The sequence below is a fragment of the Salinisphaera sp. genome (genome assembly GCF_002729955.1).
In the GTDB taxonomy this organism is placed as follows: Bacteria; Pseudomonadota; Gammaproteobacteria; order Nevskiales; family Salinisphaeraceae; genus Salinisphaera.
On sequence record NZ_PBYA01000004.1, the window covers coordinates 68,525 to 93,535 of the forward strand.

At 63.4% G+C, this 25,011-nt stretch carries 19 protein-coding genes; 12 read left to right on the forward strand and 7 right to left on the reverse strand.

Going from position 1 to position 25,011, the window contains the following annotated elements:
* The first annotated feature begins 197 nt into the window (after positions 1–197).
* Entirely contained in the window at positions 198–1,703 is a 1,506-nt protein-coding gene (locus CMN27_RS00955; protein ID WP_293623526.1) for a condensation domain-containing protein, read from the forward strand.
* 117 nt (positions 1,704–1,820) lie between these two features.
* Here the strand turns inward: CMN27_RS00955 and CMN27_RS00960 are convergent, their stop codons facing one another.
* Positions 1,821–4,244 carry a DUF2309 domain-containing protein gene (locus tag CMN27_RS00960; protein ID WP_293623527.1) on the reverse strand — a complete coding sequence of 808 codons (2,424 nt, stop codon included), beginning with the start codon at positions 4,242–4,244 and terminating at the stop codon, positions 1,821–1,823.
* On the reverse strand, positions 4,244–5,785 hold the full coding sequence (locus CMN27_RS00965; protein ID WP_293623528.1) for an NADH-quinone oxidoreductase subunit L: 1,542 nt from the start codon (positions 5,783–5,785) through the stop codon (positions 4,244–4,246). The genes CMN27_RS00960 and CMN27_RS00965 overlap by 1 nt, the downstream gene beginning before the upstream one ends.
* Positions 5,786–5,884: 99 nt before the next feature.
* On the opposite strand from CMN27_RS00965, the gene CMN27_RS00970 reads away from it, so the two are divergent.
* Both CMN27_RS00970 and CMN27_RS00975 read left to right on the forward strand, forming a co-directional pair.
* The gene (locus CMN27_RS00970; protein WP_293623529.1) at positions 5,885–6,784 is read left to right on the forward strand and encodes a LysR family transcriptional regulator; all 900 of its coding nucleotides are present in this window, start codon (positions 5,885–5,887) and stop codon (positions 6,782–6,784) included.
* Positions 6,785–6,870: 86 nt separating this feature from the next.
* Positions 6,871–7,845, forward strand: a complete 975-nt coding sequence (locus tag CMN27_RS00975) for an alpha/beta fold hydrolase (RefSeq protein ID WP_293623530.1) — start codon at positions 6,871–6,873, stop codon at positions 7,843–7,845.
* Positions 7,846–8,070: 225 nt separating this feature from the next.
* On the opposite strand, the gene CMN27_RS00980 is transcribed toward CMN27_RS00975, so the two are convergent.
* Both CMN27_RS00980 and CMN27_RS00985 read right to left on the reverse strand, forming a co-directional pair.
* Positions 8,071–9,027, reverse strand: a complete 957-nt coding sequence (locus CMN27_RS00980; protein ID WP_293623531.1) for a TIGR01777 family oxidoreductase — start codon at positions 9,025–9,027, stop codon at positions 8,071–8,073.
* A gap of 446 nt (positions 9,028–9,473) precedes the next feature.
* On the reverse strand, positions 9,474–10,388 hold the full coding sequence (locus CMN27_RS00985) for a hypothetical protein (RefSeq protein ID WP_293623532.1): 915 nt from the start codon (positions 10,386–10,388) through the stop codon (positions 9,474–9,476).
* A gap of 940 nt (positions 10,389–11,328) precedes the next feature.
* On the opposite strand from CMN27_RS00985, the gene CMN27_RS00990 reads away from it, so the two are divergent.
* The 6 genes from CMN27_RS00990 (at position 11,329) to CMN27_RS01015 (ending at position 16,950) form a co-directional block, all read left to right on the forward strand.
* Positions 11,329–12,177 (forward strand): bifunctional allantoicase/(S)-ureidoglycine aminohydrolase, encoded by an 849-nt coding sequence (locus CMN27_RS00990; RefSeq protein ID WP_293623533.1) that lies wholly within the window; start codon positions 11,329–11,331, stop codon positions 12,175–12,177.
* Positions 12,174–12,866, forward strand: a complete 693-nt coding sequence (locus CMN27_RS00995) for a GntR family transcriptional regulator (RefSeq protein WP_293623534.1) — start codon at positions 12,174–12,176, stop codon at positions 12,864–12,866. The genes CMN27_RS00990 and CMN27_RS00995 overlap by 4 nt, the downstream gene beginning before the upstream one ends.
* A 40-nt stretch (positions 12,867–12,906) precedes the next feature.
* On the forward strand, positions 12,907–13,839 hold the full coding sequence (puuE, locus tag CMN27_RS01000; RefSeq protein WP_293623535.1) for an allantoinase PuuE: 933 nt from the start codon (positions 12,907–12,909) through the stop codon (positions 13,837–13,839).
* Positions 13,840–13,887: 48 nt separating this feature from the next.
* On the forward strand, positions 13,888–14,427 hold the full coding sequence (locus CMN27_RS01005) for an ureidoglycolate lyase (RefSeq protein WP_293623536.1): 540 nt from the start codon (positions 13,888–13,890) through the stop codon (positions 14,425–14,427).
* Complete coding sequence (locus tag CMN27_RS01010; RefSeq protein WP_293623537.1) at positions 14,424–15,932, forward strand: NCS1 family nucleobase:cation symporter-1; 1,509 nt, start codon at positions 14,424–14,426, stop codon at positions 15,930–15,932. The genes CMN27_RS01005 and CMN27_RS01010 overlap by 4 nt, the downstream gene beginning before the upstream one ends.
* A gap of 295 nt (positions 15,933–16,227) precedes the next feature.
* Positions 16,228–16,950, forward strand: coding sequence for an aspartate/glutamate racemase family protein (locus CMN27_RS01015; RefSeq protein ID WP_293623538.1), 723 nt, complete (start codon positions 16,228–16,230; stop codon positions 16,948–16,950).
* Positions 16,951–17,443: 493 nt separating this feature from the next.
* Here CMN27_RS01015 and CMN27_RS01020 read toward each other — a convergent pair whose 3' ends face one another.
* Positions 17,444–17,893 (reverse strand): hypothetical protein, encoded by a 450-nt coding sequence (locus tag CMN27_RS01020; RefSeq protein ID WP_293623539.1) that lies wholly within the window; start codon positions 17,891–17,893, stop codon positions 17,444–17,446.
* Between the two features lie 279 nt (positions 17,894–18,172).
* Between CMN27_RS01020 and CMN27_RS01025 the strand changes: the two genes are divergently transcribed.
* The 3 genes from CMN27_RS01025 to CMN27_RS01035 all read left to right on the forward strand — a co-directional run bounded on the left by CMN27_RS01025 (position 18,173) and on the right by CMN27_RS01035 (position 22,334).
* Entirely contained in the window at positions 18,173–19,339 is a 1,167-nt protein-coding gene (locus CMN27_RS01025) for an acetyl-CoA acetyltransferase (protein ID WP_293623540.1), read from the forward strand.
* A gap of 127 nt (positions 19,340–19,466) precedes the next feature.
* Positions 19,467–19,919: a hypothetical protein gene (locus CMN27_RS01030; RefSeq protein WP_293623541.1), complete on the forward strand. Its 453-nt coding sequence runs from the start codon at positions 19,467–19,469 to the stop codon at positions 19,917–19,919.
* 393 nt (positions 19,920–20,312) lie between these two features.
* A complete protein-coding gene (locus CMN27_RS01035) occupies positions 20,313–22,334 on the forward strand; it encodes a methyl-accepting chemotaxis protein (protein WP_293623542.1) in 2,022 nt (673 codons plus the stop codon).
* A 249-nt stretch (positions 22,335–22,583) separates the two neighbouring features.
* Here the strand turns inward: CMN27_RS01035 and CMN27_RS01040 are convergent, their stop codons facing one another.
* Both CMN27_RS01040 and CMN27_RS01045 read right to left on the reverse strand, forming a co-directional pair.
* Positions 22,584–23,714, reverse strand: coding sequence for a diguanylate cyclase (locus CMN27_RS01040; RefSeq protein WP_293623543.1), 1,131 nt, complete (start codon positions 23,712–23,714; stop codon positions 22,584–22,586).
* Between the two features lie 192 nt (positions 23,715–23,906).
* The gene (locus tag CMN27_RS01045) at positions 23,907–24,821 is read right to left on the reverse strand and encodes a bestrophin family ion channel (RefSeq protein ID WP_293623544.1); all 915 of its coding nucleotides are present in this window, start codon (positions 24,819–24,821) and stop codon (positions 23,907–23,909) included.
* Positions 24,822–25,011 lie beyond the last annotated feature (190 nt).

Sequence of the window (25,011 nt, forward strand, 5' to 3'; positions counted from 1 at the left end):
CGGCAATCGATTCTAAAAAACGTCATATCGCTACCGCAGTATGGAGCCATACAACGCCGCACCATGCAGCGCGGCAACTGACCGATCGGTAATGGCGCATATTTTGCGTATATAACTTCATGTGACATGAAATGATCGCCCGCCAGCGATCACGCACCCGAACACACGATTCGTTTATCGGTAATAGGGAGTTGACCATGGAGATGAACCTGCTTAGCGATTGGCCCGCCCCGGCCGGCCCTGCCCGGCTGTTCTTTGCCAGCGCGGGCGCCCGCCGTGCCCACGCCCGCGCCCCCGAAAAGGGCGTGCCGCCATCAGAAATTCAGCGGGCGGCACTGGATTCCAGCCGTGAGACCTCGGCCTATATGCAGGGTAACGCGGTGCGCATTCTGGGCATTGCGTTCAAGGTGTTCGACCACTACGACGATACAGCCTTCAAGAAAGCCTGCGAAGCGCATCTACGGCGCCACGACGTCTATCACACCGGCTTTCAATATCGCGACGGCGACTGGACCAGCCGCACCGTCGAACCGCAGGACATCGAACTCAGCGCCGAGTCGGTGGATCTGGCGACACCGGGCAGCGGCGGGGCCGATTTCGCATCGGTGATCGATGCACGCCAGCCGCGCATTCCGGAATGGGATCTGTTCTCTTTCAGTGCGCTGGGTATCGAAAACGCCGGCGCCGATACCGCCAACCCGGAGTTCACCGTCGCCGTCTGCCTCGATCATCTGCTGACCGACGGGTTCTCGGTGTTCATGATTTTCGAAGAGCTCATGATGTTCTACGAAGCATTCCGGGCCGGGCGCGACCCGTTCGATCAACTACCCGAAAGCGCGTCGCATGCCGACTATGCCCGGCGTGATACCGCCTACTGCGCGAGCTTGACGCCCGATTCGCCCCAGGTAATGGAATGGGAACGCTTCAAGGCGCTGCACGGCGGCGCCCTGCCGGACTTCTGCTTCGCCAGCGGGCTCAATGGCCCGGAGGATTTTGCCCCGGGACGCATGACCACCATTCCGGATTTTCTGTCGGTGGCCGAATCCGAGGCCTTCGAGGCGGCCTGTGCCGAGGCAGGCGGCTCACTCAGTGCCGGCTTTACCGCCGTGGCCGCGCTGATCGACCGGCTCGTGCGCGATAGCGCCCGCTTTACCATCTGTACCCCGCGCTCGACCCGTGTTTCCGAGGCCGAGCACTACAGCATGGGCTGGTTCGCGCATCCGGTGCCGCTGGAATTCGCGATCGCCGACACCTTTGCCGAAACCGTGACCGCCGCGCGCAAGGCCAACAAGGCCGTTCGCTTCATGATCGGCGTCCCGGTCTACCCGGCCCAGAAGGTGATCGACCCCACGCTTTCGAGCATGCCGCCGGAAATGACCAGCCTGTCGTTCATCGACACGCGGCTGATCCCCACCTTCCGTGATCTGTCGGCCCACGCCTTTACCGTGATCGGCACGCGGCGCAACGCCAAATCGGTGCATTACTGGGTCAATCGGGTCGGGCACGGCACGAACCTGAACTTCATGCATCCCGACACCCCGGAGATGACCGCCGGCCTGACGGCGTTTGCCGGACTGTTCCGGGCCATCGTCGACGAAGTGATTGCCCACGGCGACTGCAACATCGCCCAGGAGCGCAGCCGCTGGCAGGCAATCATCGACCGTTACGAGGCGGCGCCGGCCCCGACCGTTCGCGCGGCCTGAACCGTTACGCGAGCCCGCCGCCCGGCGGGCTCGTCCCTGGCTCCTGTCGACCCGCGCATGCCGGCCGCGCGGCGGTTTTGCCGCCTGTTACAACGCATGCCCAAGCCGAAACGCCTGTTAGCCAACCTGCCAGCCGTTCGCATCCCGCCGGATCAGCGCTCGTGAGTCGTCATCGATGCGGAACAGATGCAACCAGCCATTCGCCACCAGATCGTGCACCGTGGGTTCGGTTTCCAGTATCTGGTCGATGGCGTGGGCGGGGGCCGCCAGACACACGCTCAGGCGCAACGGCTCGTGCATGAGCTTTTCTCCGTCGTGCAGGGATTGCCAGGGCAGCCCAATACGCAGATCCCCGCCGTTGCCCTCGATCACGCCCAAATGGCCGCCCACCACGTTGTGCAGCGCCTTGTTGCCGCTGCCGTAGCAGTGGTTGTCCACCACCGAGGCGTAGTACTGCATGTTGATCCAGTGGGCCACCACCATGGGGGCGGTCATGATCTGCCGCAGCGTCTGAAAATCCTTGTCCTGCGTCCAGTCGTAGTTGTGTAGAAACACGCGACCGGCCAGATCGCGTCCCCGGGTCCAGTGGCCGGGGGCGGCGATGAAGGCGGCATTGTTGGCCAGGCCCCATTCCGGGCGCACCTGGCCCCAATCGCGGGCACGCCGCCGCATGGCCTTGTGCAAGGCGGCCGGTTTTTCCTTCAGCGCCGCCAGGCCCAGGCTTGTCGCCCGTTCGGCACGCGCTCGCGCGCCCGCGGTCGCCAGCGTCTTGTGCAACGCGTCGAGTCGCGGCCGCAGCGTGTCCGGCACGTCATCGGTATCGAACAGCGCAATCTCTTCGGTGGTGGTGTTGTGCAATGCCGCCATGAACCATGTGCCTTCCGGCACGTGGATATCGTGCGCGCGCAGGCTTTCGCGTACCGCCGGGTCGTTGAGCAGGCGCGCCAGAACGCGCGCGTTGACCTCGCCGGTCTGGCCACAACAGGCGCCGCAGTCCAGGCCTGCCGCATGTGGATTATTGGCGCTCTGACTGCCGTGCCCGGTGAGCAGCACCAACGACGCGAAGTCGGTGGTCAGGCCCATCGCGGTCAGGATGCCGGCGGCCAGCTCGGCGGCCTTCTCCGGCGCCAGGCCATTGAGCGCAGGGCGCAGGCTGTCGCGCTCGCGACGCCCCAGACCCGCCTTGTCCGGGTTCTCCGTGTCACCCAGACCGAGGGTGCGGCGTATCAGCTTACCGGCATAGAACGGCCCCAGTGTTTCCACCAGCGTGAAGATCGAGGTGGGCGCGTATTCGAATTGTTTCCAGTGTGCAGCCGCGGTCAGGCGCTCCCGCCGGTGTTCAGCTGCCGCGGCCGGGGCCGAGCCGTCATCCGTGGCTTCCAGCGCCGGCGCCAGCAGGCCCGGCAGCTGGGCGCGCGCCGCGTCGGTACCGAGGGGCCGGTACTGGATGGGCAGGCCGAAAAAGCCGGCAAAGCCGCGTGTTTCGAACGCGGGGTCGGTATTTTCCAGTGCCCTGCGGATCACCTCGGAACGCACATCGATACAGAATATGGCCTGTACGCTCGGCGCAGCGGGGGCCGGGGCGGGTTGCTGCAACAGCTCTTCGAGCTGTGCCTGATAGGCGAGCTCGCTGGCGTATTGCCATATCCATAGCGCTTCGAAGTGGGCCTGCAGCGTTTGCTCATGCGAGGGCAAGGCCTGCCAACGCTCGAGCCAGTCTGCGTGCCGGCTGTCCGGCCCGCGCTCGCCGTCGTCCAGCAGCCACTCCCAGGCCAGCCGAATCGCCAGCAGGTCGACGATGCAGCTATCGTCGCTGCCCGCTTGCCGGGCCCGCCAGCGCAGGCCCGCACACCAGCTCGCCCAGCCGTTGATATCCAGCAGCAGGGCCAGCAAATACGCCGGTAGGCGTTCACGCGGTATCCCCAGCTCGGCGAGCGCTTTCGTAAACAGCGTACCGGCATCCTCGGGCAGTGCCCGCGCACTCTCGCGCAAACGGCCGTTGTCACGGCGGCCGGGGCCGGCGTGCGATAGCAAGTCGGCCCGCCACGCGGCAAACAGCCCCTGCTCGCGCTCAAGGCCCCACTCCGCCTCGGCATCGTCAAAGAACGCCGCACAGAAACCGCTGATCTGATCACGTACCTGGTCGGGCCAGCTTTGAGCCGGCTCGGGCGCGGCGTGCGCTGCCGCCACCCGGGCCAGGGTGGGTAGCGCGGCCGGCTGGATGGCCGGCTCGTCCAGCACTTCGACCAGGCGGTCGGGGTCGCCGCTGGCGCCGGTGGCCTTAAGGGCACGCTCCAGATGGCCCCGCCCGATGCGCCCGGACTGCCAGTGCTCGCGATAGTAGGCCGGCGGCATGAGCAGCGTGGTACCGCTAAGCGCCGCCAGTCGCGCGGCAACCTGCGACACGGGGCGATCGCGATGGCTCCAGTACGGATTCACCGCAATGAAACTGTCGAGAGGCCAGATCGGTGCGATGGCATCGCAGGCGGCCTCGACCATCGGCCCGATCGTGGCGTCGGCGTAATCGGCGCTGTCGTTCATTATGTACGCTCCTGTTCCTGGAACACCGGCGTGGCCGGCTGGCGCGCGCCGGACAAGGGGCGGCGCAGCCCGGGCAGACTGTCGATGAACTCATCCACATACAGCCCCTCGGCCAGCGCCTGCTGCAGGCGACGGCTACGAAGGCCCGAACGCAGCCAGCCCTGGAATAACAGCATGGCCACGAACAGGGCCGTCAGCCAGGCTATCTGGCCCGTGGTCGGCTCATGCTCGAGCAGCGGGGCCATGAGCGGCTCGAAAATCAGATGCCAAAGCACCGCCAGACCAACGACCATCGCCGTGGTCATCCCCGTGTGTAGCGCAGCGCGACCAAAGCGCGGACGCATGCCGGTCAGCAACGGTGCCAGCGCAATCAGGCCGATCAATGCGAAGACGGCCCCGCTGCCGTGAAGCCGGCCCAGACCGTGAAGAACCGGCACCAGCAGCGCGGCCGCCAGCAGCAGGCCCACCAGCACCGGCGACATTGCGCCCGATGTGCTGGGAAACAGCTGCGCGCTGCGCGCCCGTGTTACTCGGTCGCCGGCATTGAGAAAGGCAAAGGCCTTGTAGAGCGAATGGCCGATCAGATGCAGCAGCGCGAGATGCCAGGCACCCAGCGCGCACTCGACCAGCATGAAGCCCATCTGTGCGCAGGTGGACCAGGCCAGACGAACCTTGATATTCGACTGCGCGATCATCGCCACCGCAGCGATCGCTGTCGTCAGCCCGCCGGCGATTAACAGCAGCCACTGGGCAGCGAGAGACTGGTTGATCAGCCAGAACACCTTCAGCAGCACCAGACCGCCCAGATTGAGCACACCAGCATGCAACAGCGCTGAAACCGGCGTCGGCGCTTCCATCACCTGTAGCACCCAGCCGTGCAACGGCATCAGCCCACAGCGAATGATCGCCGTGATCGCCAACAGCAGCGCGGCCATGCTAAGCCCGGTCGACATGGGCACGTCCGCCGTCTGGGTCGACAGCGTCACCAACGATAGCGAACCGGTTTCCCTTGCGATCAACACCACCGACACCAGCGCGGTTACGTCGGCCAGCCGGGCGCTGACAAAATGCTTGTGGGCCGCACGCATGGCGCCGGGGCGCGTCGGATACAGTGTCAACAACCGCTGCAGGCCAAGACCCGTGGCGCTCCAGGCCAGCGCCAGGACCGCCAGATTGTCGGTCACGCTCACCAAAGCGGCCCCGGCCAGCGTAATGAGCACACCGGACATAAAGCGTTGCTGACAGGATTCACCGGCCAGGTAGGGCGCGGCGAATCTCAGGATGACCCAGCCCAGGAAGGCAATCAGCAACAGTGCGGCCATGCCGGCGATCTGCAAAGCGGCCGGCGGCGAGCCAGCGACCCCCCGCAGGACTGCGACGGCCAGCGCGATCAGCATGGCAGCCCCCGACGCCGCGCGCGCCAGCTGCCAGGCCGGTTCCGGTCTATGCAGCAGCATGCTCGCCAGACCGGCGACCAGATACAGGGCGGGGACGCTGCATGCGAGCGCGGACAGGCTCAACCCGTCCATAACCGTTTCCATAGACCTTTCCTTGCGACTGACCCTCATGATTCTCGCGGACACTGAAGGTTCGGTAAAATAGAAAATAAAGATCGAAACATTCTGATAATCCGAACGGTCATGGCACGACTCAACTACAACCAGCTCTACTACTTCTGGGCCGTGGCCCGAGAACAGCACCTCACCCGGGCCGCCGAGCGTCTGCATGTGTCGCAGTCGTCGCTGTCTGCACAAATCAAGCAACTCGAAGCACAGCTCGGGCAAGCGCTATTCGCGCGCGAAGGGCGCGGCCTGGTTCTGACCGAGGCCGGGCACCTGGCCATGAACTATGCCGAGGCCATCTTCCGGACCGGCAGCGAGATGCAGGCCATGCTGCGTGACGGCCAGACCAGCCAGCGCCGAGCGCTGCGCCTGGGCAGCCTGGCCACCTTGTCGCGCAACTTTCAGGAAAACCTCATCCAGCCGTTGATGGGCAAGACGGACGTGGAGCTGGTGCTGCAATCGGGCACGCTGGAGGAACTCACAAGACGCCTCTACGTACACGATCTGGACGCCATTCTCTCCAACAAGCCGGTTCAGCGAGATAGCCGCAACAAGGTGCGTTGCCGACGCATCGCCCGACAGCCGGTCAGCGTCATCGGCCCGCCACTGCCGCAGGGCCAGCATTTCGATTTCCCGGCCGATCTGAATCAGTGCCCGGTAGTGGTGCCCGGGCCCAGCAGCAGTATTCGCACCGGCTTCGATCTGCTCTGTGAAAGACTCCAATGCCAGCCGGATATCATCGCCGAGGTGGACGACATGGCCATGATGCGCCTGCTCGCCCGCGATACGGGCGCGATTGCGGTGCTGCCGCCCGTCGTGGTGCGTGATGAGCTCAAGAACGAAACGCTGCAGGAGTACGGCGCCCTGCCCGGGCTGTTCGAGGACTTCTATATCATCTCGGCCGAGCGGCGCTTCCAGAACCCGCTGCTTGAAGAGTTGATGTCGCGACCGGCCGAAGAGATCCTCCCGCAGGAGTGATGCGGTCGCCGCACAGCCGCCGGCGGCTTTCATGCCATGATGCACACGGCCGGCCCGATCTGCCGGCGCTGCTGGGAGAGATCGCCATGCATCATCGATCNAATCACGCCTGTATTCTGAGCCGGNTTTTGATTATCGCCGCGCTCGGCCTGCTGGCCGGCTGTGCNAATATGGGCAACCGNGCGGCCACCGCNCAGCTCGATGCGTTCATGCAACAGGAACGCGCCTGGGCCGGGCTGACCAGTCATACCGCCACCCTGCCCGACGGGCGCCAGATTCCGTATTCCGAGGGCGGCCCCGCCAACGCCCCCACACTGATCCTGCTGCACGGCTACACCGGCGATCGCAACCACTGGAACGAAGTCGCCCGCGATCTCACCGACCGCTGGCACGTCATCATTCCGGATCTGCCCGGCCACGGCGGCACGCTGCTGGCCGAGGACGCCTCGGCGGACGGCATGGCCCATACCCTGGGCAGTTTTGCCGATACCATCGGCGCCCAGCGCTATGTGCTGGTCGGGCACTCCATGGGCGGCGGGGTAGCCGCGCTCTGGGCCATGGGCCGGGCGCAGCAGGTGCGCGGCCTGGTGCTTATCGACAACGCCGGCGTCTATGCCGACAATCCCTCGCCGGTCATGCAGGCCATCGCCCAGGGCGACAATCCGCTCGCCATCGAAACAACGGCCGACTACCAGCGCCTGCTCGACGTCGCCATGGCCAAACCGCCGTTCATCCCCGACAGCATCCAACAGGCGCTGGCCACACGGGCCGTGGCCCACCGGGCCGATTACAAGCGGGTACTCGACAGCCTGCTCAACACCCAGACCCACCTGCCGCCCAGCACCTTCCATATGGTGCTGCACTCGCTGCGCATGCCCACGCTCGTAATCTGGGGCCGCAAGGACGCCATCTTCGATGTACGTGTCACCCAGGAACTGGCAGACAACCTGCCCAACGCCACGGTCACCATCTTCGACGACGTCGGCCATACGCCGATCCGAGAAGCACCGCGGCGCACGGCTGTGGCGATCGATGCGTTTGTGGATGGGCTGGTCGATTGATTACGCAGTCGACGTGTCGAAGGAGCCGGCGCGAATTGCAAGAGCCGGGGCGGCGCTTTAGGTCTTGGTCGATAGAGCGTCGTGCCCGACGCAATACCTAAGCGGCGATCCTCGCGGCGTTTCGGAGTTAAGTATTCCCCGGATCTGCCACCGGATATGCGGCATCACTATTCGTGCGGCGATTTTCTGGCCATGCAGCAGCAGTCATTTCATCATTGCCCAGCATCAGACAGTGATCTTAACGAGATCGTCCAACGCCCTATCGATCGTCGGGTAGTCGAACCGGTAACCCGATTCCAGCGTTCTCTTGGGCTTTACGTTCTGCCCTTCCAGGAGAATGGACGCACGCTCGGCGCCCACCACGCGTTTGATCAGCCACCGTGGCGCCGCCCATACCACGGGCCGCTTGAGATGCCTCGCGAAGGCATGGGTGAACTCGTGATTGGAAACAATGCCCGGCGCGACGGCGTTGTAGCGGCCGTGCAGCTGAGGGTGGTCGATCACATGCAGCAGAATGCCCACCATGTCATCGATATGGATCCAGGGGAACGGCTGCCTGCCATGGCCGATGGTCGCCCCCATGCCCAGACAGAAGGGCAGTCGTATGATGGGCAGAAAGCCCCGAGCGCGGCCGATTCGCCATAGCTTGCCGATATAGGACTTGCGCTCCACGGCGCCGAGCACCACGCCGATCCTCACCTGCACATGCCGTGTACGGCTCGTGTCGATACCTTCGGCAGCACGTTCCCACTGGCTGACCAGCTCGGCCGGAAAGTCGATGCCCATCGGCTCGGAGTCTTCCGTTAACTCGGGATAGGCCTGCTCACCGTCGAGCTCGGCCGTGCCGTAGAAGCATTTGCCGGCGGTGGATACGAACACGTCGGGCGGCGACGCCATGCGGTTGATCGCCGCGACCAGGGCTTCAGTTGTTTCAACGCGCGAGGCCAGCACCTCATCCCGATACGCCGGTGTCCAGCGGCGGGTAAGGTCGAGAATATGCTTGCCGGCCAGATTAACGACGGCGTCACATACGGGAAACGGCTCATCCTTCACCTGCGCCCAGGTAATTCGCCCCTCGCCAGCAAAGCGCGAAATCAGCGTCACGCGATCGCCCCGCTCGCGAAGCCGCTCCGCAAGGGCGTTACCAATGAACCCGCTGCCACCACCTATAACGACATGCATAGTGCTTCTACCGGCGTCATGCCGCTCCCCGCCCTTCGCCTACTATTCACGAAATTTCGTGGGCCGCGCGGCGAGAAAGATTCGTCACTATAAGCGCTATCAGCCCGACCTGAACTAGGTTATTAACGAAAATTATAAGAAGAAAATGAAAAATCCAAATAACGTCGTGTTCGGAAAAGCCAAGTATAGAAAAAAGAGAGGTTAGAACCAGGTTCACAATTACAAAAAAATAGAAAAAGAAAAACACTTCTAAATTCCCAACTCTCGCGTACTGCGCAAAAACGCTTGACCCGGCTAAGGAAAATAAAACAGTAATGATTGCAGCTAAAAAACCTAGCGATGTAAACGCGAAGCTAGCGATCAGGCTAGCCAACTCCTCGCGGTTAGATAGAAGCGCTAGTGAAATCGATGAATCATATTGCACCAATAGGCGATAGCCTGCGTAGCTAACGGGGCCAGGCAGAAGCGTCAGAAAGCTTAGCAAGTACTTTAGGGCTCGCTTTCTTGATTTTTTCATTTTTAAAATGCTCTATAACTTTGTCTTTAAGAACAGCATTCTCTTTCTTTTTTTTGCGAATTTCCGACCTTAGAGACTCAGCCTTCGTCGGATCGATTTGGTCAGAGACGATACCTTTTCCAGCGAGGTACATATCGACAAGCTGAGCGCCGTTTTCGTCCTTTGCCTTAATTATCATTTTCTCTAAGCCCTTATCCGGCACTTTTTCTAGTAGCCGACCCGACGCTTCTTTAATATCTTTTTTACGTCGAGGCTTTAAAACCAGCTCTAGAGAATCGACATCTTCGAACTCTTCCACGCTGCCGCCGATCACGCTACGCAAATCGTCGAAGAAGCTACTCTCTTTATTAATCTGAACTGATGATCGCCCGACGACAGACATAGATAATACTTCTTCGCGTGTTGACTGTTTGAGCAGCGGCATGAGCCTGAACCGAAAACCAGATATACCCAGAATATCCAGAAGATCGTTCATAAAATTCGCAAAAGCGCTCGATTTTGGAGCCATAATCGTCGAAGCAAATCCGAGGTCTCCATCATCAACGATGAGATAAGATGCAAACCCTAAATGCTCGCCTGCTCGCAACATAGCCCCGATTTCAGACACACTAAAATCTTGAGATTGAATTTTCTTAACGATATCGCTGTCTCGAGTTATGACAAAAAGGTAAAACCCGCGAGACTCCTTTAACAAAAATAGCTTTTCCCCTCCGTGCGTAAAGCTATTTTTTTGTTTTTTGTTATCCCATTGTACAAAATTATCCAATAAGGGCCTTAGATCAAAGGCATATTTTTGCCCGTCTTTTAGACGCTCAAACGCATAACCAAAATAGGAAACTTTCATACTACTCTCTTTAGTTTTTTTGATTTCATCGGGATAAACAAGGCAAATCTAACCTTTCATACCCCCTTGTTCTGCGCATAAATTTGTAACCGTGACGCTGCGCGATCTTGCTCACTAGACACCGCCCCCCGCCGCGTCAAACCGTGTCAAACCGCGTCAGTTACTGCCTCCCTCGCCGACACCGCAAGAATCCGGCATCGGTAACATTGCTCGACCCTGCGGAACATTGTTCCTCTAAACAACGCGCCGCAACGGTGATCCGTTGCGGCGGGCTGTTGATTAGTCGCTGCAGGGCAGCCTGATCGAAGCTGCCCACTGCGCGGCCGACCGCGCTGGCGGGGTCGGCCTGTGCAGCCGTGGTGGCGCCGGCGAGTAACGCCAGCGCGGTAAGCAGTCGATAGTTCATGATCCCCCTCGTCTCACGCGGCGACTTGCCGCGGGCCGGCTTAGCGCCCAGGCGCCCTCTAGGCCGAAGCCGCAACATTCCATAAAACGCTTGGCGAAGGAAGGCTCGCTCGAGCAGGCCGTTATTCGCCATTCGTCGCAGAGGGTCGCCCGATGCATGGGTTTTCAATGGATCCGGTTATTACCGCAGGGGGTTTGCTTCCCTGATTTTGGCGGGCAGAGCCCGGCGGCAAAGGAGTAATGCTGTTGCAACGCGCAGGCCCGATCGCCGAAGCGCCACCTGGGGTTGGCACTTGAGCCGAGCCCAGCCAGGGGCCGAGGCGGCGGCTTCACTCGCCCTCTCTGCATACCGTTGCTGCCCTTGCACGAGTCAAATGAATACGCGCGCCAACCTTGCTTACTCATGGATCACTACACCGGTCCGGCATGCCGACACGCCGGCCTTAGACGATTGTCTACTGTGCTCGATCAAAATTGTATCCAATCATGACGACGGTTAGTATCCAGATAACCGTTTACCGAGCGATACCCGACGATGACAGCCCGCAGCTATGCTTTTCCGCCCGGCGGCCTGCCGCCGCAGACTGATCGCACGGTCGATCGCGCCGTGTTCAAGACGGCTTATGCGGTGATCCCGGCCGGGGTGATGCGCGATATCGTGACCAGCCAGCTGCCACACTGGCGGGATACGCGGGCCTGGATCCTGGCCCGGCCGCTGTCCGGCTTTGCCGAGACGTTTGCCCAGTACGCGATGGAGGTCGCGCCCGGCGGCGGCTGCGATCAGGGCGAACCAGAAGCGGGCGTGGAAGGGGTGTTGTTCGTGCTGTCCGGCGGTGGGCAGCTCACGCTTGGCGGCGATACACATGCACTGTGTGCCGGCAGCTACGTGTTCCTGGCGCCCGATGCCGCGTGGTCGCTGCACAACGACGGCGACGAGCCGCTGCGTTTTCAGTGGATCCGCAAGGCCTACGAGCCGGTGGCCGACATCGCCGCGCCCGCCTCGTTCGTGACCCATGATGACAACGTGGCGCCCACGCCCATGCCGGACTGCAACGGCGTATGGGCGACCACGCGCTTTGTGGATGCCGACGATCTGTCGCACGACATGCACGTGACGATCGTGACCTTCGAGCCGGGCGGCGTGATTCCGTTTTCGGAAACGCATGTCATGGAGCACGGCCTGTACGTGCTCGAAGGCAAGGCGATCTACCAGCTCAATGAAGACTGGGTGGAGGTCGAGGCCGGCGACTTCATGTGGCTGCGCGCCTTCTGCCCCCAGGCCTGTTATGCCGCCGGGCCGGGGCGTTTTCGCTACCTGCTCTACAAGGACGTGAACCGCCACCCGCGCATGGACGTGCTGGGCCGACCGGGAGCCGGCGCATGAGCGAAGATCAGGACAAGACGCTGCCGGTCGATCGCCGTATCGAGGCGGACATCACCCGCGCGATCTACGACCAGCGCATGCCGCCGGGCACGCGCCTGTCGGAAGAACGCCTGGGCGAGCTCTATGACGTGAGCCGTACGGTGGTACGCAAGGCGCTATTTCAACTATCCAGCCGCAAGCTGGTGGAAATTCGGGCCAACCGCGGCGCGCGTGTGGCCCAGCCGAGTGCGGCCCAGGCCCGTGAGGTGTTCGCTGCCCGCGCCACCCTCGAAGCGGCCATGCTGGAAGAGAGCATGACGCGCCTCACCCCGGCGGATATCGACGCCCTGCGCGCCACGCTGGCCCACGATCACGACACGCCCACCAACGAGACAGACGCGGCCGAGTCCATCGCCGAATCCGGCGATTTTCACAAGGCGCTGGCGCGGCTGCACGGCAATCCGATACTGCAGGAATTTCTCGACGAGTTGATCGGCCAAACCTCGCTGATCATTGCCCTGTATCGCCCGCGCGAAGCCGAGCTGTGCTCGCACGCTGCCCACGGTGAACTGCTGGATGCCATCGAAGCCGGCGATGCCGCCCGCGCACGCGAAACGATGCACGAACACCTGATGGACTGCCTCGACGCGCTGGCACTCGAGCCACCGCCTGCCGATGCCCTGGCCGACATGCTCGGGCGCGCCCGCTAAGGCGCGACCGCCAACCCGTTTACCCCACCGGACCGTTGCCATGAGCGAAACCGATACCGACCGTTCCTACCCCCGCGATCTCGTCGGCTATGCCGGCCAGCCGCCGCATGCCCAGTGGCCGGGCAATGCCCGCATCGCGGTGCAGTTCGTCATCAACTACGAAGAAGGCGCGGAGAACAACATCCTTCACGGCGATGCTGCCTCCGAGGCTTTTCTCTCGGAAATGGTGGGCACCGACGCCCGCGAAGGCGTGCGCCACATGAGCATGGAATGGCTTTACGAGTACGGCAGCCGGGCCGGCTTCTGGCGGCTGCTGCGCCTGTTCACCGAGCGCGAGCTGACCGCCACCGTGTTTGCCGTAGGCATGGCCCTGGAACGCAACCCCCAGGCCGCCCGGGCGATGGTGGATGCCGGCTTCGAGATCGCCTCCCACGGCTGGCGCTGGATCGACTACCAATACGTGGACGAAGCCACCGAGCGCGAGCATATCGCCAAGGCGGTGGATGCCATCGAGCGCACCACCGGCCAGACGCCCGTGGGCTGGTATACCGGCCGCTGCGGGCCGAACACGCGCCGGCTGGTGGCCGAACACGGCGGCTTTCTCTACGACGCCGATTCCTATGCCGACGACCTGCCCTACTGGGAAGACGTCGACGGCGAGCCGCAGCTGATCGTGCCCTACACGCTGGATACCAACGACATGCGCTTTGTGGCCCCGCAGGGCTTCAACAGCGGCGAGCAGTTCTACAACTATCTGAAGGACGCCTTCGACGTGCTGTATGCCGAGGGCGAAACGGCACCGAAGATGCTGTCGATCGGCCTGCATTGCCGCGTGGCCGGCCGCCCGGCGCGCGCCGCCGCGGTGGCCCGTTTTCTGGACTACGTGCGTTCGCACGACGACGCCTGGGTGTGCCAGCGCCAGGAGATCGCGCGTCATTGGCGCAAGACCCATCCCTACAACGCCAAAGCATAACGAGGCCGCGTTCGCGACCCGACACAAGACGAAATCGGAGGAGCCCCGATGCCCGACAACACCCGGCCCGACCGGCCTGCACGACTGCAGGCCGAGCCGCTGCGCGCCGACACCTTCGCGCCGTTCGGCGACGTGATCGAATCCACCACTACGCCGAACGCCATCAATCAGGGCATGGGCGAGCGCTTTGCCGACCTGGCCACGCTCGAGCTGAACGCCGAGGGCGGCCGCCCGACCATCAGCCGCATGCGCTGCCAGCCGGAACCCCTGCCGGTGCCCCTGCGCCTGATGGAACGCCATCCGCTATCCAGCCAGGCCTTCGTGCCGGTCGATGGCCAGCGCTATATCGTGGTGGTCGCACCCGCCGGCGATGCGCCCACGCCCGAATCGCTGCGGGCGTTCGTCGCCACGGGCGCACAGGGCATCAACTACCGGCGCGGCGTGTGGCATCACCCCATGATCGCCCTCGATGACGTCTGCGAGTTCTTGGAGGTCCACCGCGCCGGGCCCGAAGCCAACTGCGACGAAGTCCCGCTTGACGTGTCGATGACGGTGGACGTGGCCGACGCCACGGGAGGCCAGCAATGAACGAGCACGCCGCCACCCCATCTGACGCCGCAGCGGACTACACCGGCCGCCCGGCCGATGTGCCCAAGCCCAGCCCGCGGCTGTACAACAACGACCTCGCTCCCGTACAGCGCGACTTTCGTCCCTGGGGCGCCTACAGCGTGTTCACCCTGTGGGCGAACGACGTACACAGCCTGGGCAACTACACTTTTGCCATCGGCCTGTTCGCGTTGGGCCTGGGCGCCTGGCAAATCCTCACCACCATGCTCATCGGCGGGCTGGTGCTGTTTTTCATGCTTACCCTCTCGGGCTTCGTCGGCGAGCGCACGGGCGTGCCCTTTCCGGTCATGAGCCGGATCGCCTTCGGCATTCACGGCGGGCGTATCGCCGCCATTGCCCGCGGCGCGGTGGCCATCGTCTGGTTCGGCATTCAGACGTTCCTGGCCGCCGAAGTCCTCAACGTGGTGCTGGTGACGCTCGCCCCCGGCCTGGCGTCGCTGGAACAGACCCAGGTGCTGGGCCTGTCGCTGCTGGGCTGGATCTCTTTTTCCGCATTGTGGCTGCTGCAGGTAATCATCGTGAGCTATGGCATGGCCATGGTGCGCCGCTATGTGTCGCTCGCCGGCCCGGTCATTCTCACCACCATGGCATTGCTGGCGATCTGGGTACTCGCCCAGGCCGACTTCACCATGGCCTGGTCCATTGACGAGCCGCTCACGGGTGCGGCGATGTGGCAGAAGATATTCGCCGGCGCCGGGCTGTGGGTGGTCATCTATGCCACCTTCGCGCTGAACTTCAGTGACTTCACCCGCTGTGCCAAGAGCCGGCGTGCGATCGTGGTGGGCAATCTGGCCGGTATTCCGCTCAACATGATGCTGTTCGCAGCAATCGTGGTGGTGCTGGCCGGCGCCCAGTTCCAGATCGACGGCCAGATCATCCAGAGCCCGGCGGATATCGTCAGCAGCATGGCCCAGCCCTGGCTGCAGATCCCGGCCAGCCTGGCGCTGATCGTGCTCACCGTGGCGGTAAATCTGGTCGCCAACTTCGTGGCCCCGATCTACACCCTGGCCGATATCGCCCCGCGCGCGCTCAACTTCAAGCGCGCGGGCGTGATCAGCGCGGTGCTGGGCGCAGTGATTCTGCCGTGGAATCTCTACAACAGCCCGCTGGTGATCGAGTATTTCCTGGGCGGCCTGGGTGCCGTGCTCGGGCCGTTCTTCGGCGTGATCATGGCCGACTACTGGCTGCTGCGCCGCGAGCGGGTGAACGTTCCCGATCTCTACAGCGAACGCCCGGACGGCGACTATCACTACACCGGCGGCATCAACCGCCGTGCCTTCGCCGCCCTGGCCCCTTCGGCCGTGGTGGCGGTGGTGATCGCCCTCGTGCCCGCCTTCGAAAGCGTGGCCGGCTTTTCCTGGTTCTTCGGTGCGGCGATCGCGGCCGTGCTGTACCTGCTGTTCATGCCGCGCGGCCAGCGCTTCAACGACGTCAGCGGCGCGGGCATCTCCCGCCCCGGTATCTAAGGAACCTCTGATCTATTCATGCACGGTCGCGCCGGAGTCTTTTGCGCGCGACCAACGAGCAGCTGCGAGCCGCAGTTTGCTGATTGAAAATAAACAAGAATGCGCGCCTCTCAGGCGCGCGCAAACGCCCTGCCGCAGGGCGGTTTGGCCCAAAAGGCCCCGCTACGGCGTTGCATGGCTTGGTCATAGGATGGCTATGACGCGGCGCCATGCGCCTTGTATCGAGGCCTTTTGGGACACAAACGCGATCCGTGTATGAACAGATCAGAGGTTCCCCAACTTAAAAGAGCATTGCATGCGAATACTCATCGCCAACGTCAATACCACCGCCTCCATGACCGACGCCATCGCCGCCCAGGCACGCCAGGTGGCGGCCCCCGGCACGGAAATCGTGCCGCTCACGCCGGCCTTTGGTGCCGAGTCGGTGGAAGGCAATTATGAAAGCTATCTAGCCGCGATCGCGGTGATGGAAACCATTCGTGCCTACGAGGGCGAATACGATGCCATCATCCAGGCCGGCTACGGCGAGCACGGCCGCGAGGGCCTGCAGGAGCTGTTCGACGTGCCGGTGGTGGATATCACCGAAGCCGCGGCCGCGAGCGCGATGTTCGTGGGCCACAAGTATTCGGTGGTCACCACGCTCGACCGTGCCGTACCGCTGATCGAGGATCGCCTGCTGCTGGCCGGCCTCGGCCGCCGCTGTGCCTCGGTGCGTGCCAGCGGGCTGGCCGTGCTCGACCTCGAACGCGACCCGGACGCGGCCATCGAACGCATCGTGGAACAGGCCGTCGCCGCCGTGGAAGAGGATCGCGCCGAGGCAATCTGCCTGGGCTGTGGCGGCATGTCGGGGCTCACCCGGCGGGTGATCGAGCGTACCGGCGTACCGGTGATCGACGGCGTGGCGGCCGCGGTGTGCCTGGCCGAAGGGCTGGTCCGCCAGGGCCTGACCACTTCCAAGAGCCGCACCTACGCGCCGCCGCGGCCCAAGCAGTTCAAGAACTGGCCGCCGCGCGGTTGAGCCAACCCGTGCCCGACGCGCCGGGCGCCGTGTGGGGCTCAGCCGTGGCCGAGAATGCGCCGGGAGCCGCCGGCGATCAGGGCCGCCATATCGATCTGTAGCTTCGACAACGGCGTATCGGGCGGATAGGCCAGATACGCCGAACGCCACTACAGGCATTACGTGTCCTTGAACGCCTTGAGCCCTCAAAGGCTGTACGAAAGCGCGTACCGTCTTTCGCGGCGCCGGACAGCCCTTACGGCAGCGAATCGCCTGGGCCGACGAACAAACCGCCTCGGCAATACCGCAAGCGCGAACACCGTCGGTCGATGTACACCGCAGCGCGGCCCGAAGATCCCGGTGGGACGCGGGAATCCTCGAGCCGCAGAGCCGACATCCAAGATCGATTCGTCTTAGGCCGATCTTGCCGCGTAGAGGCCGTCGGTGGACGCCCCCCCCTAGCCGATAGCGGCTATGCGTTTTGTCGGCGGTTCATACCCGATCGTTTGAGGAGTTATTCCTCTGGGTCGTAATCGCGGTAGAAGGGCTCTTCGGTGCCGGCGTTGAACTGGAAGCTCGGAATCACCCAGCCCTCGTCGTTGCGGTACATGACGAAAACCCAAACCAGCGGTGATTTCGTCGTCTTCTCCAGATATACGAATCGGATCAGCGACTCGCCAACAACCTTTTTGCCGAGATATTCGTACCCGATGGTCTCGCCCAGCAGCGTCTTGGCCTGCTGGCGAGCCGACTTGATCTGCAACGCGACACCTTGAATCTGATCTTCCGGCATCGTCATATAGGGCCGGAACTTGGAAATCGCCTGATCAAATTTCCCGTCGGCGACGATTTGCATCACCGAGTCGAGGAACGGCCTAAGTTCACTCTTGTCGTCGAAGACCTTTGCTTGCGCCGTACTTACAGCGCACCACAACAAGATCGCCACCCCCAATCGCTTCCACATACAACCCCCCTGTTCTTTGGTTATCGCCCCCGACGGGGCGTGGCACATCGCAACCCGCCATGTGTGCAATATCTTCTAGCATGGGCGTCGTTACGCTCACTAGCATCTATCGAACGTGCGCGCCGGCCCGCTATACAAGCAACAAGGACGCGCGTATAGCCGCTGGCCGGAACGCTGCGCGAGGCTTGCGCGATCCGGACACGGCCCGTAAAACAGCGTAACCGCCACGACGCGATCCAAACGCGACGCGGCCAACGTTTTATTTTACGAGCCCTGACCATGCAGAACACTATTTCCATCGTCGGCAGCGGCCATACGAAATTCGGCCGGCTCGACAACAATCTGGAAGCCCTGATCGTGGCCGCCACGCGCGAGGCCGTGGAGGAAGCCGGCCTTGCGCCGGAGCAGATCGACGCGGTCTTTCTCGGCCATTTCAATTCCGGCATGGTCACCGACGGTTTTGCCGCGTCGCTGATTCACCAGGCCTACCCGGAGCTGCGCTTCAAGCCGGCGATGCGGGCCGAGAACGCCTGTGCCTCGGGCTCGGCGGCCATTCATGCCGGCATGAACAGCATCCAGGCCGGTAAGGCGAAAACCGTGCTCGTGGTCGGTGCCGAAAAAATGACCCATCGCCCCACCGCCGATGTCACCACGGCCCTGGCCGGCGCGGGCTACCAGAACGACGACCATGAAAAGACGTTGAGCTTTCCGCAGGTATTCGGGGTGGCCGCAAAGCAGTACGCCGAGCGCTACGCCGACCCGCTCGATGCCATGGCGCATATCGCGGCCAAGAACCACCACAACGCGCTGCGCAACCCGCTGGCCCACATGCAGAAGGACTTCTCTTTCGAGGCCTGTAGCCAGGTCAGCGACAAAAACCCCGAAATCGCCCCGCCGCTGCGCCTGACCGATTGCTCCCTGGTGACCGACGGCGCCGCCGCGATCGTGCTCACCGGCGAGGACAACGCCGCGAACTTCGACCACGCGGCCCGTTTTCGCTCGGCCGTGCATGTGAGCGATTTCCTGCCCATGGGCCGTCGTGATTTCGTGGCCTTCGAGGGCCCGGAACGCGCATTCGCCATGGCCCTCGAGCAGGCCGGCGTGCGCCTGGACGATATCGACTTTGCCGAGGTGCACGACTGCTTCACCATCGCCGAGCTGCTCACCTACGAAGCCATGGGCCTGGCGCCCAAGGGCCAGGGCGCACGGGCGATCGACGACGGCAGCGTCTATCGCGACGGCCGCCTGCCGGTGAATCTCTCCGGCGGGCTTAAAGCGAAAGGCCATCCGGTGGGCGCGACGGGCGTATCCATGCATGCGATCGCCTATCGCCAGCTCACCGGGCGTGCCGGCGATCTGCAGCTGCCGAATGCCGAACTCGGGCTGATCTTCAATATGGGCGGCGCGGCCGTGGCGAACTACGTGTCGGTGCTCGAAGCGAGCTAGCAGTCACGATTCGCGGCCCTGGGTTCGTCTGCCACGAAACCTGCGCCCGCCCCCTGGAAATCCGGCGCGATTGAACATAGCGTTGCCGGCATCGATACTCTCGACCATCGCACAGCCGACGAACGCCATGAGTGAAGACGACCTGATCGAAGCCAATCCCTGCAAACTGCGTAACGGCGACTGGGGCTGCAAGACCCAGCAGCCGGTTCAGGTAGGCGATACGGTGCAGATCGTCACCCGGGCGAACAAGCAATGGCGGGCCGAAGTCACGCAGGTGGTATGGACCGACGGCCAGGTCTGTATCTGTGCCACGGCCAGCGACAAACAGAAAGCCGATACCTCGGACGATGCGAGCAAGGCGCCGGCCAGCAAAGCGGCGCCCAAAAGCCGCCCAGCCCGACCGGCTGCCAAGACGCCGACCGCTAACGAGGCGGACGAAAACGCGCCGCCCGCGCCGCCGCGTTTCGACGTGCCGCCCACCGACGAACTCGATGCCATGGCCGACAGCGCCGCCGAACAGGGCGACGCGGACGACGAGCTGTTTAACGCGCTAAACGAGTTCGAGCGCGACCCGGGCTAACGCCAGCCCATCGCTTCGGCCTGCCGCCGTGGCAGGCCACCGGCCGGCTCGCACGAACTGATCGAACGCATCGCGGCGCGCACGAGGCGTCAACCGTGCCTTTGCGACAGTAATCGGCGGCCATCGATCGCGACATAGGCTGATCGCCCCCCCAATCCGCGACGCGCCCCAGGCGCGAATTCGGCAAATGCGTTCATACCCCTGCATGTTGCAGGCAGCCATCGTGGCCCGTCATAACGGCCGCGACGGGCTGGCGCTGAACGTGAGATAGCCGTTCAAAAACAGGTAAGCGCTGCCGATAGGAACCGAAATCTTTTCCACCCTTGGCATCCACGACAACTGGCGAGTCGTCCGACCCAAGCGCTCGACACGCGTCCCACTCTTACGCGGACCATGAAAAACCTACTTCATCGTATCGGGATCAGTCGCAAATTCGTGCTTGCACTGAGTCTGCCGGCTGTGGCCATGCTCTATTTTGCTGTCACCGGCATCGTCGAACGCCAGCAAGTGGTTACCGAAATGAACCGCCTGCAATCGTTGACCGTCGTCGCACAGCAGGCCGGAAACCTGGTGCACCAGCTTCAGCTCGAGCGCGGCATGACCGCCGGCTTTCTGGGCAGCGGCGGCCAGACCTTTGGCAGTGAGTTGCGCGAACAACGCCCGGCCGTCGATAGCGCCGCCAGCGCCTTCATCGACCAGCTCGCCACGCTGGACGAAAGCAACCTAAGCACCGACATGCGCGCCCGGATTGCCGACGCGCGTCAACGCCTGGATGCAACCGCCGCCATGCGCAACCGCGTGGATGCGCTGTCGGTACCGCTGGCGGATGCACTGGCCCATTACACGGGCGCCAACGCCGCGCTCATGGGGGTGGCTGGCGAACTGGGCGATATGACCAGCCAGGCCGGGGTGGCCCGCGCGCTATCGGCCTACTACAACCTTCTGGAAGCCAAGGATCTCGCCGGTATCGAGCGGGCTGTGCTCGCAAATGCGTTCGCCGCGGATGAAATGCCGCCGGCGATGTACCGCCGCTTTCTCAACCTCATCGGGTCGGAAAGCGCATTTCTGAAAGGGTTCGAAACGCTGGCAACCCCAGCCATGCGCAACGCATACCAGACCGCGCTTTCGGGCCCTGAAATCGAGCGCCTGGCCGGGCTGCGACAACGGGCCATCGAACGCGCTGACCAGGGCGGCTTTGGCGTGGACCCGCAGCAATGGTTCGAATGGCAGACCGTCAAGATCGGCCGGCTCAAGGGCGTGGAAGATGCCGTCACCGCCGATATCATGGCGCGGACCCAGGCCCTGCGCAGCGAAGCGCGTGCCGATCTGTGGATTTATGCGGCCGTCGCCGTAATGGCGTCGCTGCTGGCGCTGTTGCTGACGGTGGCGATCGTGCGTGCGATCGTCGGCCCGCTCAAACGCGCCCTGCATGACATCACCCATCGCGACGGCGATCTGAGTCAGCGCCTGGCTGTGCCGGGCACGGATGAACTCTCGCAGCTCTACGGCGCGTTCAACGAAGCCACCGAAGCCACGGCCCAGCTGGTACGCAACATCCAGCGCAGCGCCCTGTCGGTGGAAGTGGCCAGCGGCGAAATCTCGCAGGGCAATCAGGACCTGGCCCAGCGCACCGAGCAGCAGTCGGCCTCCATCGAGGAAACCGCCGCGAGCCTGGAGGAAATCAACGCCACGGTCCGTCATACGGCCGAGAACGCCGGCGAGGCGCAGCGCCTGTCCGAAGACGTCTCCGCGCAGGCCAGCAAGGCACGCACGATCGCCGACAACGCACGCAGCGCCATGAACGATATTCATAGCGCCAATCAGGAAGTCACCGATATGGTCGAAGCGATCGACGGCATCGCCTTCCAGACCAACCTGCTGGCCCTGAACGCCTCGGTGGAGGCCGCACGCGCGGGCGAACACGGCCGCGGCTTTGCCGTGGTGGCCTCGGAAGTGCGCCAGCTCGCCAGCCGCAGCGCCAGCGAGGCCAAACGCATTCGCCATCTGATCGAACGCAACGTATCGACCATCAATGCCGGCAACACGCTGGTGGGCGACACCCACGCCACGTTGACCGAGATCGCCTCGCGTATCGGCCAGGTCGCCAGCCTGGTGACCGATATATCGAGTGCCACGAACGAACAGTCGCAGGGGATCGAACAGATCAACCAGGCCATCGCACAGCTGGAATCGGTCACACAGCAGAACTCTGCCCTGGTCGAACAGGTGGCCGCGGCGAGCAAGTCGCTCGACGAGCAGGCCGTGGAAATGGCCCGCGAGGTCAGCCAGTTCACGGTGGACGATCGCGCACCGGGCGAAGCCGAAACAGCCCCGTCGCACCGCTCGAGCACGCAGCCGGCCATGCACCACGCGTCGCCCGATCACATGTCCGGGGCCCTTGCCATGGGCAGCTAGTCTGGCAACCGCTTGCTTGGTAAAGACGCAGCCCGGCGTAATCCGGGCTGCTTTTTTTTGGGAAGCCGTGAGCCCCGCCCCGAGGCGGTGGGTAGAGCGCCGGGACCCGGGCCATGTTCGGGCGTGCTCTTCAACCGGGGGCGGCATGCCATCAACGAGGCCTGCCGAATCAGCCGGGGTTGAAGGCATAGCCGCCACGACTCGACCGCGTCAGCCCACCACGAGGCGGCGGCCGTACAGACCTCTACGCTAATCGCCCGGCAACCCGCTCACCACACGATTGCGGCCGGAACTCTTGGCGCGGTAAAGCGCCTGGTCGGCCGCGTCGATCGGCTCCCGTCGGGGGGCACCGAGTCGCCAGTCGAGTTTCTCGAACTGGCTGTAGCCAATGCTCACGGTCACGATACCCAGCGCGTCGGGGCGATAGGCATGCTCGATCGCCAGCGCTTCGACAGCCGAGCGCAGCCGTTCGGCAGCCGCCGCGATATACGCGGGGTCGGCCTGCGGCAGCAGAATCATGAACTCTTCGCCGCCGTAGCGCGCCACCAGGTCGAGATCGCGGCGTGTGGCATCGCGCAGGGCATCGCCTATCGCATACAGCGTTCGATCACCCAGCAGATGGCCGTAATGGTCGTTGTAGAGCTTGAAATAGTCGATATCGCAGAGCACAACGCCGACGACCGCGCCGGGTGTTCGTGCCCAGCGCGCCAGAAAGGCTTCCACGGCCCGCCGATTGGGCAATTCGGTTAGGGCATCGGTCGCGCTCAGCCGCTCCAGCTCCCGATTCGACGTTCGCAGCTTCTGCTCGGCCACATCGATCTGATAGCGAAACAACAGCATGAAGGCGCTGATCAGCGTGACGGCGGCAAGCGCACTGAAGCCGAAGGCCACGGACAGCGCCGTATCGGATACCCGCAGCGGTACCGTGCCATGGCCGAATTGCTGATCGCAGATCCAGAACAGCCCCACGTTCACGACCGCGAGCGCCGTAACCACCGTGGCTCGGGCCCGTTCGAACAACAACGGCAGAATGCTCACGATCGTGAAATAAAACAGGTGCACGCCCAGGCCACGGCCCAGATACCAGGTGACCATCATCAACTGGATCATCGCCACGAACACAACGAAACTGCGCGCCGAATCGTGCCGGCCGCGATAGTTTGCCCACAGCGTCCAGAGATAGGCGGCCATGATCACGCCATTGCTGGCGAATACCGGCGCGTAATACGACAACCCGGTGAACGCGTAGAACAGCTGGTAGGGAAGCGTCGTCAGGGCGCCGAACACGCCCAGCTGATTGGTGAGCATGATCCGCCGTCGCAATGCCGGTTCGGTACCGTGGACACCGATTTTCCAGAGTTTGGCCAGCCATTTCAGCATGTCGTCGGGGTCGTTCGTCCTCGGACCGTATTGCATGTGTCGCTACGACTGTCGGCCACGGACCATCCTCGCGGGATAACGCAGGCCGCGGATGCGCAGGGTACGGTCGGTAACAGGCCCGACAGCTGTCATATCAGTATCGGCCGACGCGGCGGAACCTGAAAACGCGACCGCCGCTACACCCGGCAACGCCTACCAGAGAACGCCTTTGACCGGCTGGGTCGCGGACGGCGCCGGCCGTTCGATCAGCTCCATGAGATCGATTTCGATCGTGGTGCACATGGCCTCCAGCGGCAGATCGTGCGCGCTGTTGGCAAACGGGTCGACCAGTTCGTCGCCGATATGCAGCGCGGCCAGAAACATCAACGCCACCATCGACGAGCCGATGGGCGTGAATATGCCCAGATACGGCGCGATGCCGATCGGCAGCAGAATACAGAAAAGGCGCACGAACAACTGTGGAAATAAACGGAACTGCATGGGCAGCGGCGTTTTCTTGATGCGCTCCATACCGCCCTGGGCATTGGCGACATCAATATTCACGGCTTCCATGCGCGACTGCTGAATGGTGTCGATATAGCCTTCTGCCAACGCCTGGGCCGCCAGACGGCCGTTCTCGTTGAGCAGGGCGTTGGCTGCATTGGTATAGGCCAGCATGCGCTCGGCCCGGTCGGCCGGTAGCAGTCGATAGGCCGGCTCCGAACGATCGGTACAACGCAGCTGGCAGCGCAGGATATGCACGTAGGCCGCCTGATTGACGACGATCGCCTCACGCAGCTCGCGCGCCCGGGCATCGGCCGAGTCGATATACGACAGGGCCAGTCGCGTGATGTTGCGCGAGGCGTTGATCATCAGCCCCCACAGCACCCGGCCTTCCCACCAGCGCGCATAGGCCGAATTCGACCGAAAACCGAGAAACAGCGCGATGACCGTGCCGAACAGGGTGAGCGTGGTGCGCGACAACGCCGACGACTGAAATTCCTGGTAACGCTCGGGCTGGGCGAAATACAACAGCGTGACCAGCACGTCCCATACGAACATCAGCAGCAACGGCAACCAGATGCCCTTCAGGATATGCCGGAAGCTTGGAATCGTGGGAATGATCATGGTTCGGGCGCGCACCTCGGTCCGGTCGCAAAATGGCGACAGGCGATCGCGCTGCGGCGCAGCAATCAATCGCTGTCAACTCATTTGCTTGACCGCGAATAGGCGCGCGCGTTCGCCCCGGCCGGCAAAACGCCGGATCGATGGCGCGGCGGGTCGGGCTGGCCGGGCCGCCTGGAGCGCTTCAGCGCCG

Coding starts and splice junctions, on each gene's coding strand:
- CMN27_RS00955 (WP_293623526.1), top strand. CDS start 198: ATGGAGATGAACCTGCTTAGCGATTGGCCCGCCCCGGCCGGCCCTGCC.
- CMN27_RS00960 (WP_293623527.1), bottom strand. CDS start 4,244: ATGAACGACAGCGCCGATTACGCCGACGCCACGATCGGGCCGATGGTC.
- CMN27_RS00965 (WP_293623528.1), bottom strand. CDS start 5,785: ATGGAAACGGTTATGGACGGGTTGAGCCTGTCCGCGCTCGCATGCAGC.
- CMN27_RS00970 (WP_293623529.1), top strand. CDS start 5,885: ATGGCACGACTCAACTACAACCAGCTCTACTACTTCTGGGCCGTGGCC.
- CMN27_RS00980 (WP_293623531.1), bottom strand. CDS start 9,027: ATGCATGTCGTTATAGGTGGTGGCAGCGGGTTCATTGGTAACGCCCTT.
- CMN27_RS00985 (WP_293623532.1), bottom strand. CDS start 10,388: ATGAAAGTTTCCTATTTTGGTTATGCGTTTGAGCGTCTAAAAGACGGG.
- CMN27_RS00990 (WP_293623533.1), top strand. CDS start 11,329: ATGACAGCCCGCAGCTATGCTTTTCCGCCCGGCGGCCTGCCGCCGCAG.
- CMN27_RS00995 (WP_293623534.1), top strand. CDS start 12,174: ATGAGCGAAGATCAGGACAAGACGCTGCCGGTCGATCGCCGTATCGAG.
- puuE (WP_293623535.1), top strand. CDS start 12,907: ATGAGCGAAACCGATACCGACCGTTCCTACCCCCGCGATCTCGTCGGC.
- CMN27_RS01005 (WP_293623536.1), top strand. CDS start 13,888: ATGCCCGACAACACCCGGCCCGACCGGCCTGCACGACTGCAGGCCGAG.
- CMN27_RS01010 (WP_293623537.1), top strand. CDS start 14,424: ATGAACGAGCACGCCGCCACCCCATCTGACGCCGCAGCGGACTACACC.
- CMN27_RS01015 (WP_293623538.1), top strand. CDS start 16,228: ATGCGAATACTCATCGCCAACGTCAATACCACCGCCTCCATGACCGAC.
- CMN27_RS01020 (WP_293623539.1), bottom strand. CDS start 17,893: ATGTGGAAGCGATTGGGGGTGGCGATCTTGTTGTGGTGCGCTGTAAGT.
- CMN27_RS01025 (WP_293623540.1), top strand. CDS start 18,173: ATGCAGAACACTATTTCCATCGTCGGCAGCGGCCATACGAAATTCGGC.
- CMN27_RS01030 (WP_293623541.1), top strand. CDS start 19,467: ATGAGTGAAGACGACCTGATCGAAGCCAATCCCTGCAAACTGCGTAAC.
- CMN27_RS01035 (WP_293623542.1), top strand. CDS start 20,313: ATGAAAAACCTACTTCATCGTATCGGGATCAGTCGCAAATTCGTGCTT.
- CMN27_RS01040 (WP_293623543.1), bottom strand. CDS start 23,714: ATGCTGAAATGGCTGGCCAAACTCTGGAAAATCGGTGTCCACGGTACC.
- CMN27_RS01045 (WP_293623544.1), bottom strand. CDS start 24,821: ATGATCATTCCCACGATTCCAAGCTTCCGGCATATCCTGAAGGGCATC.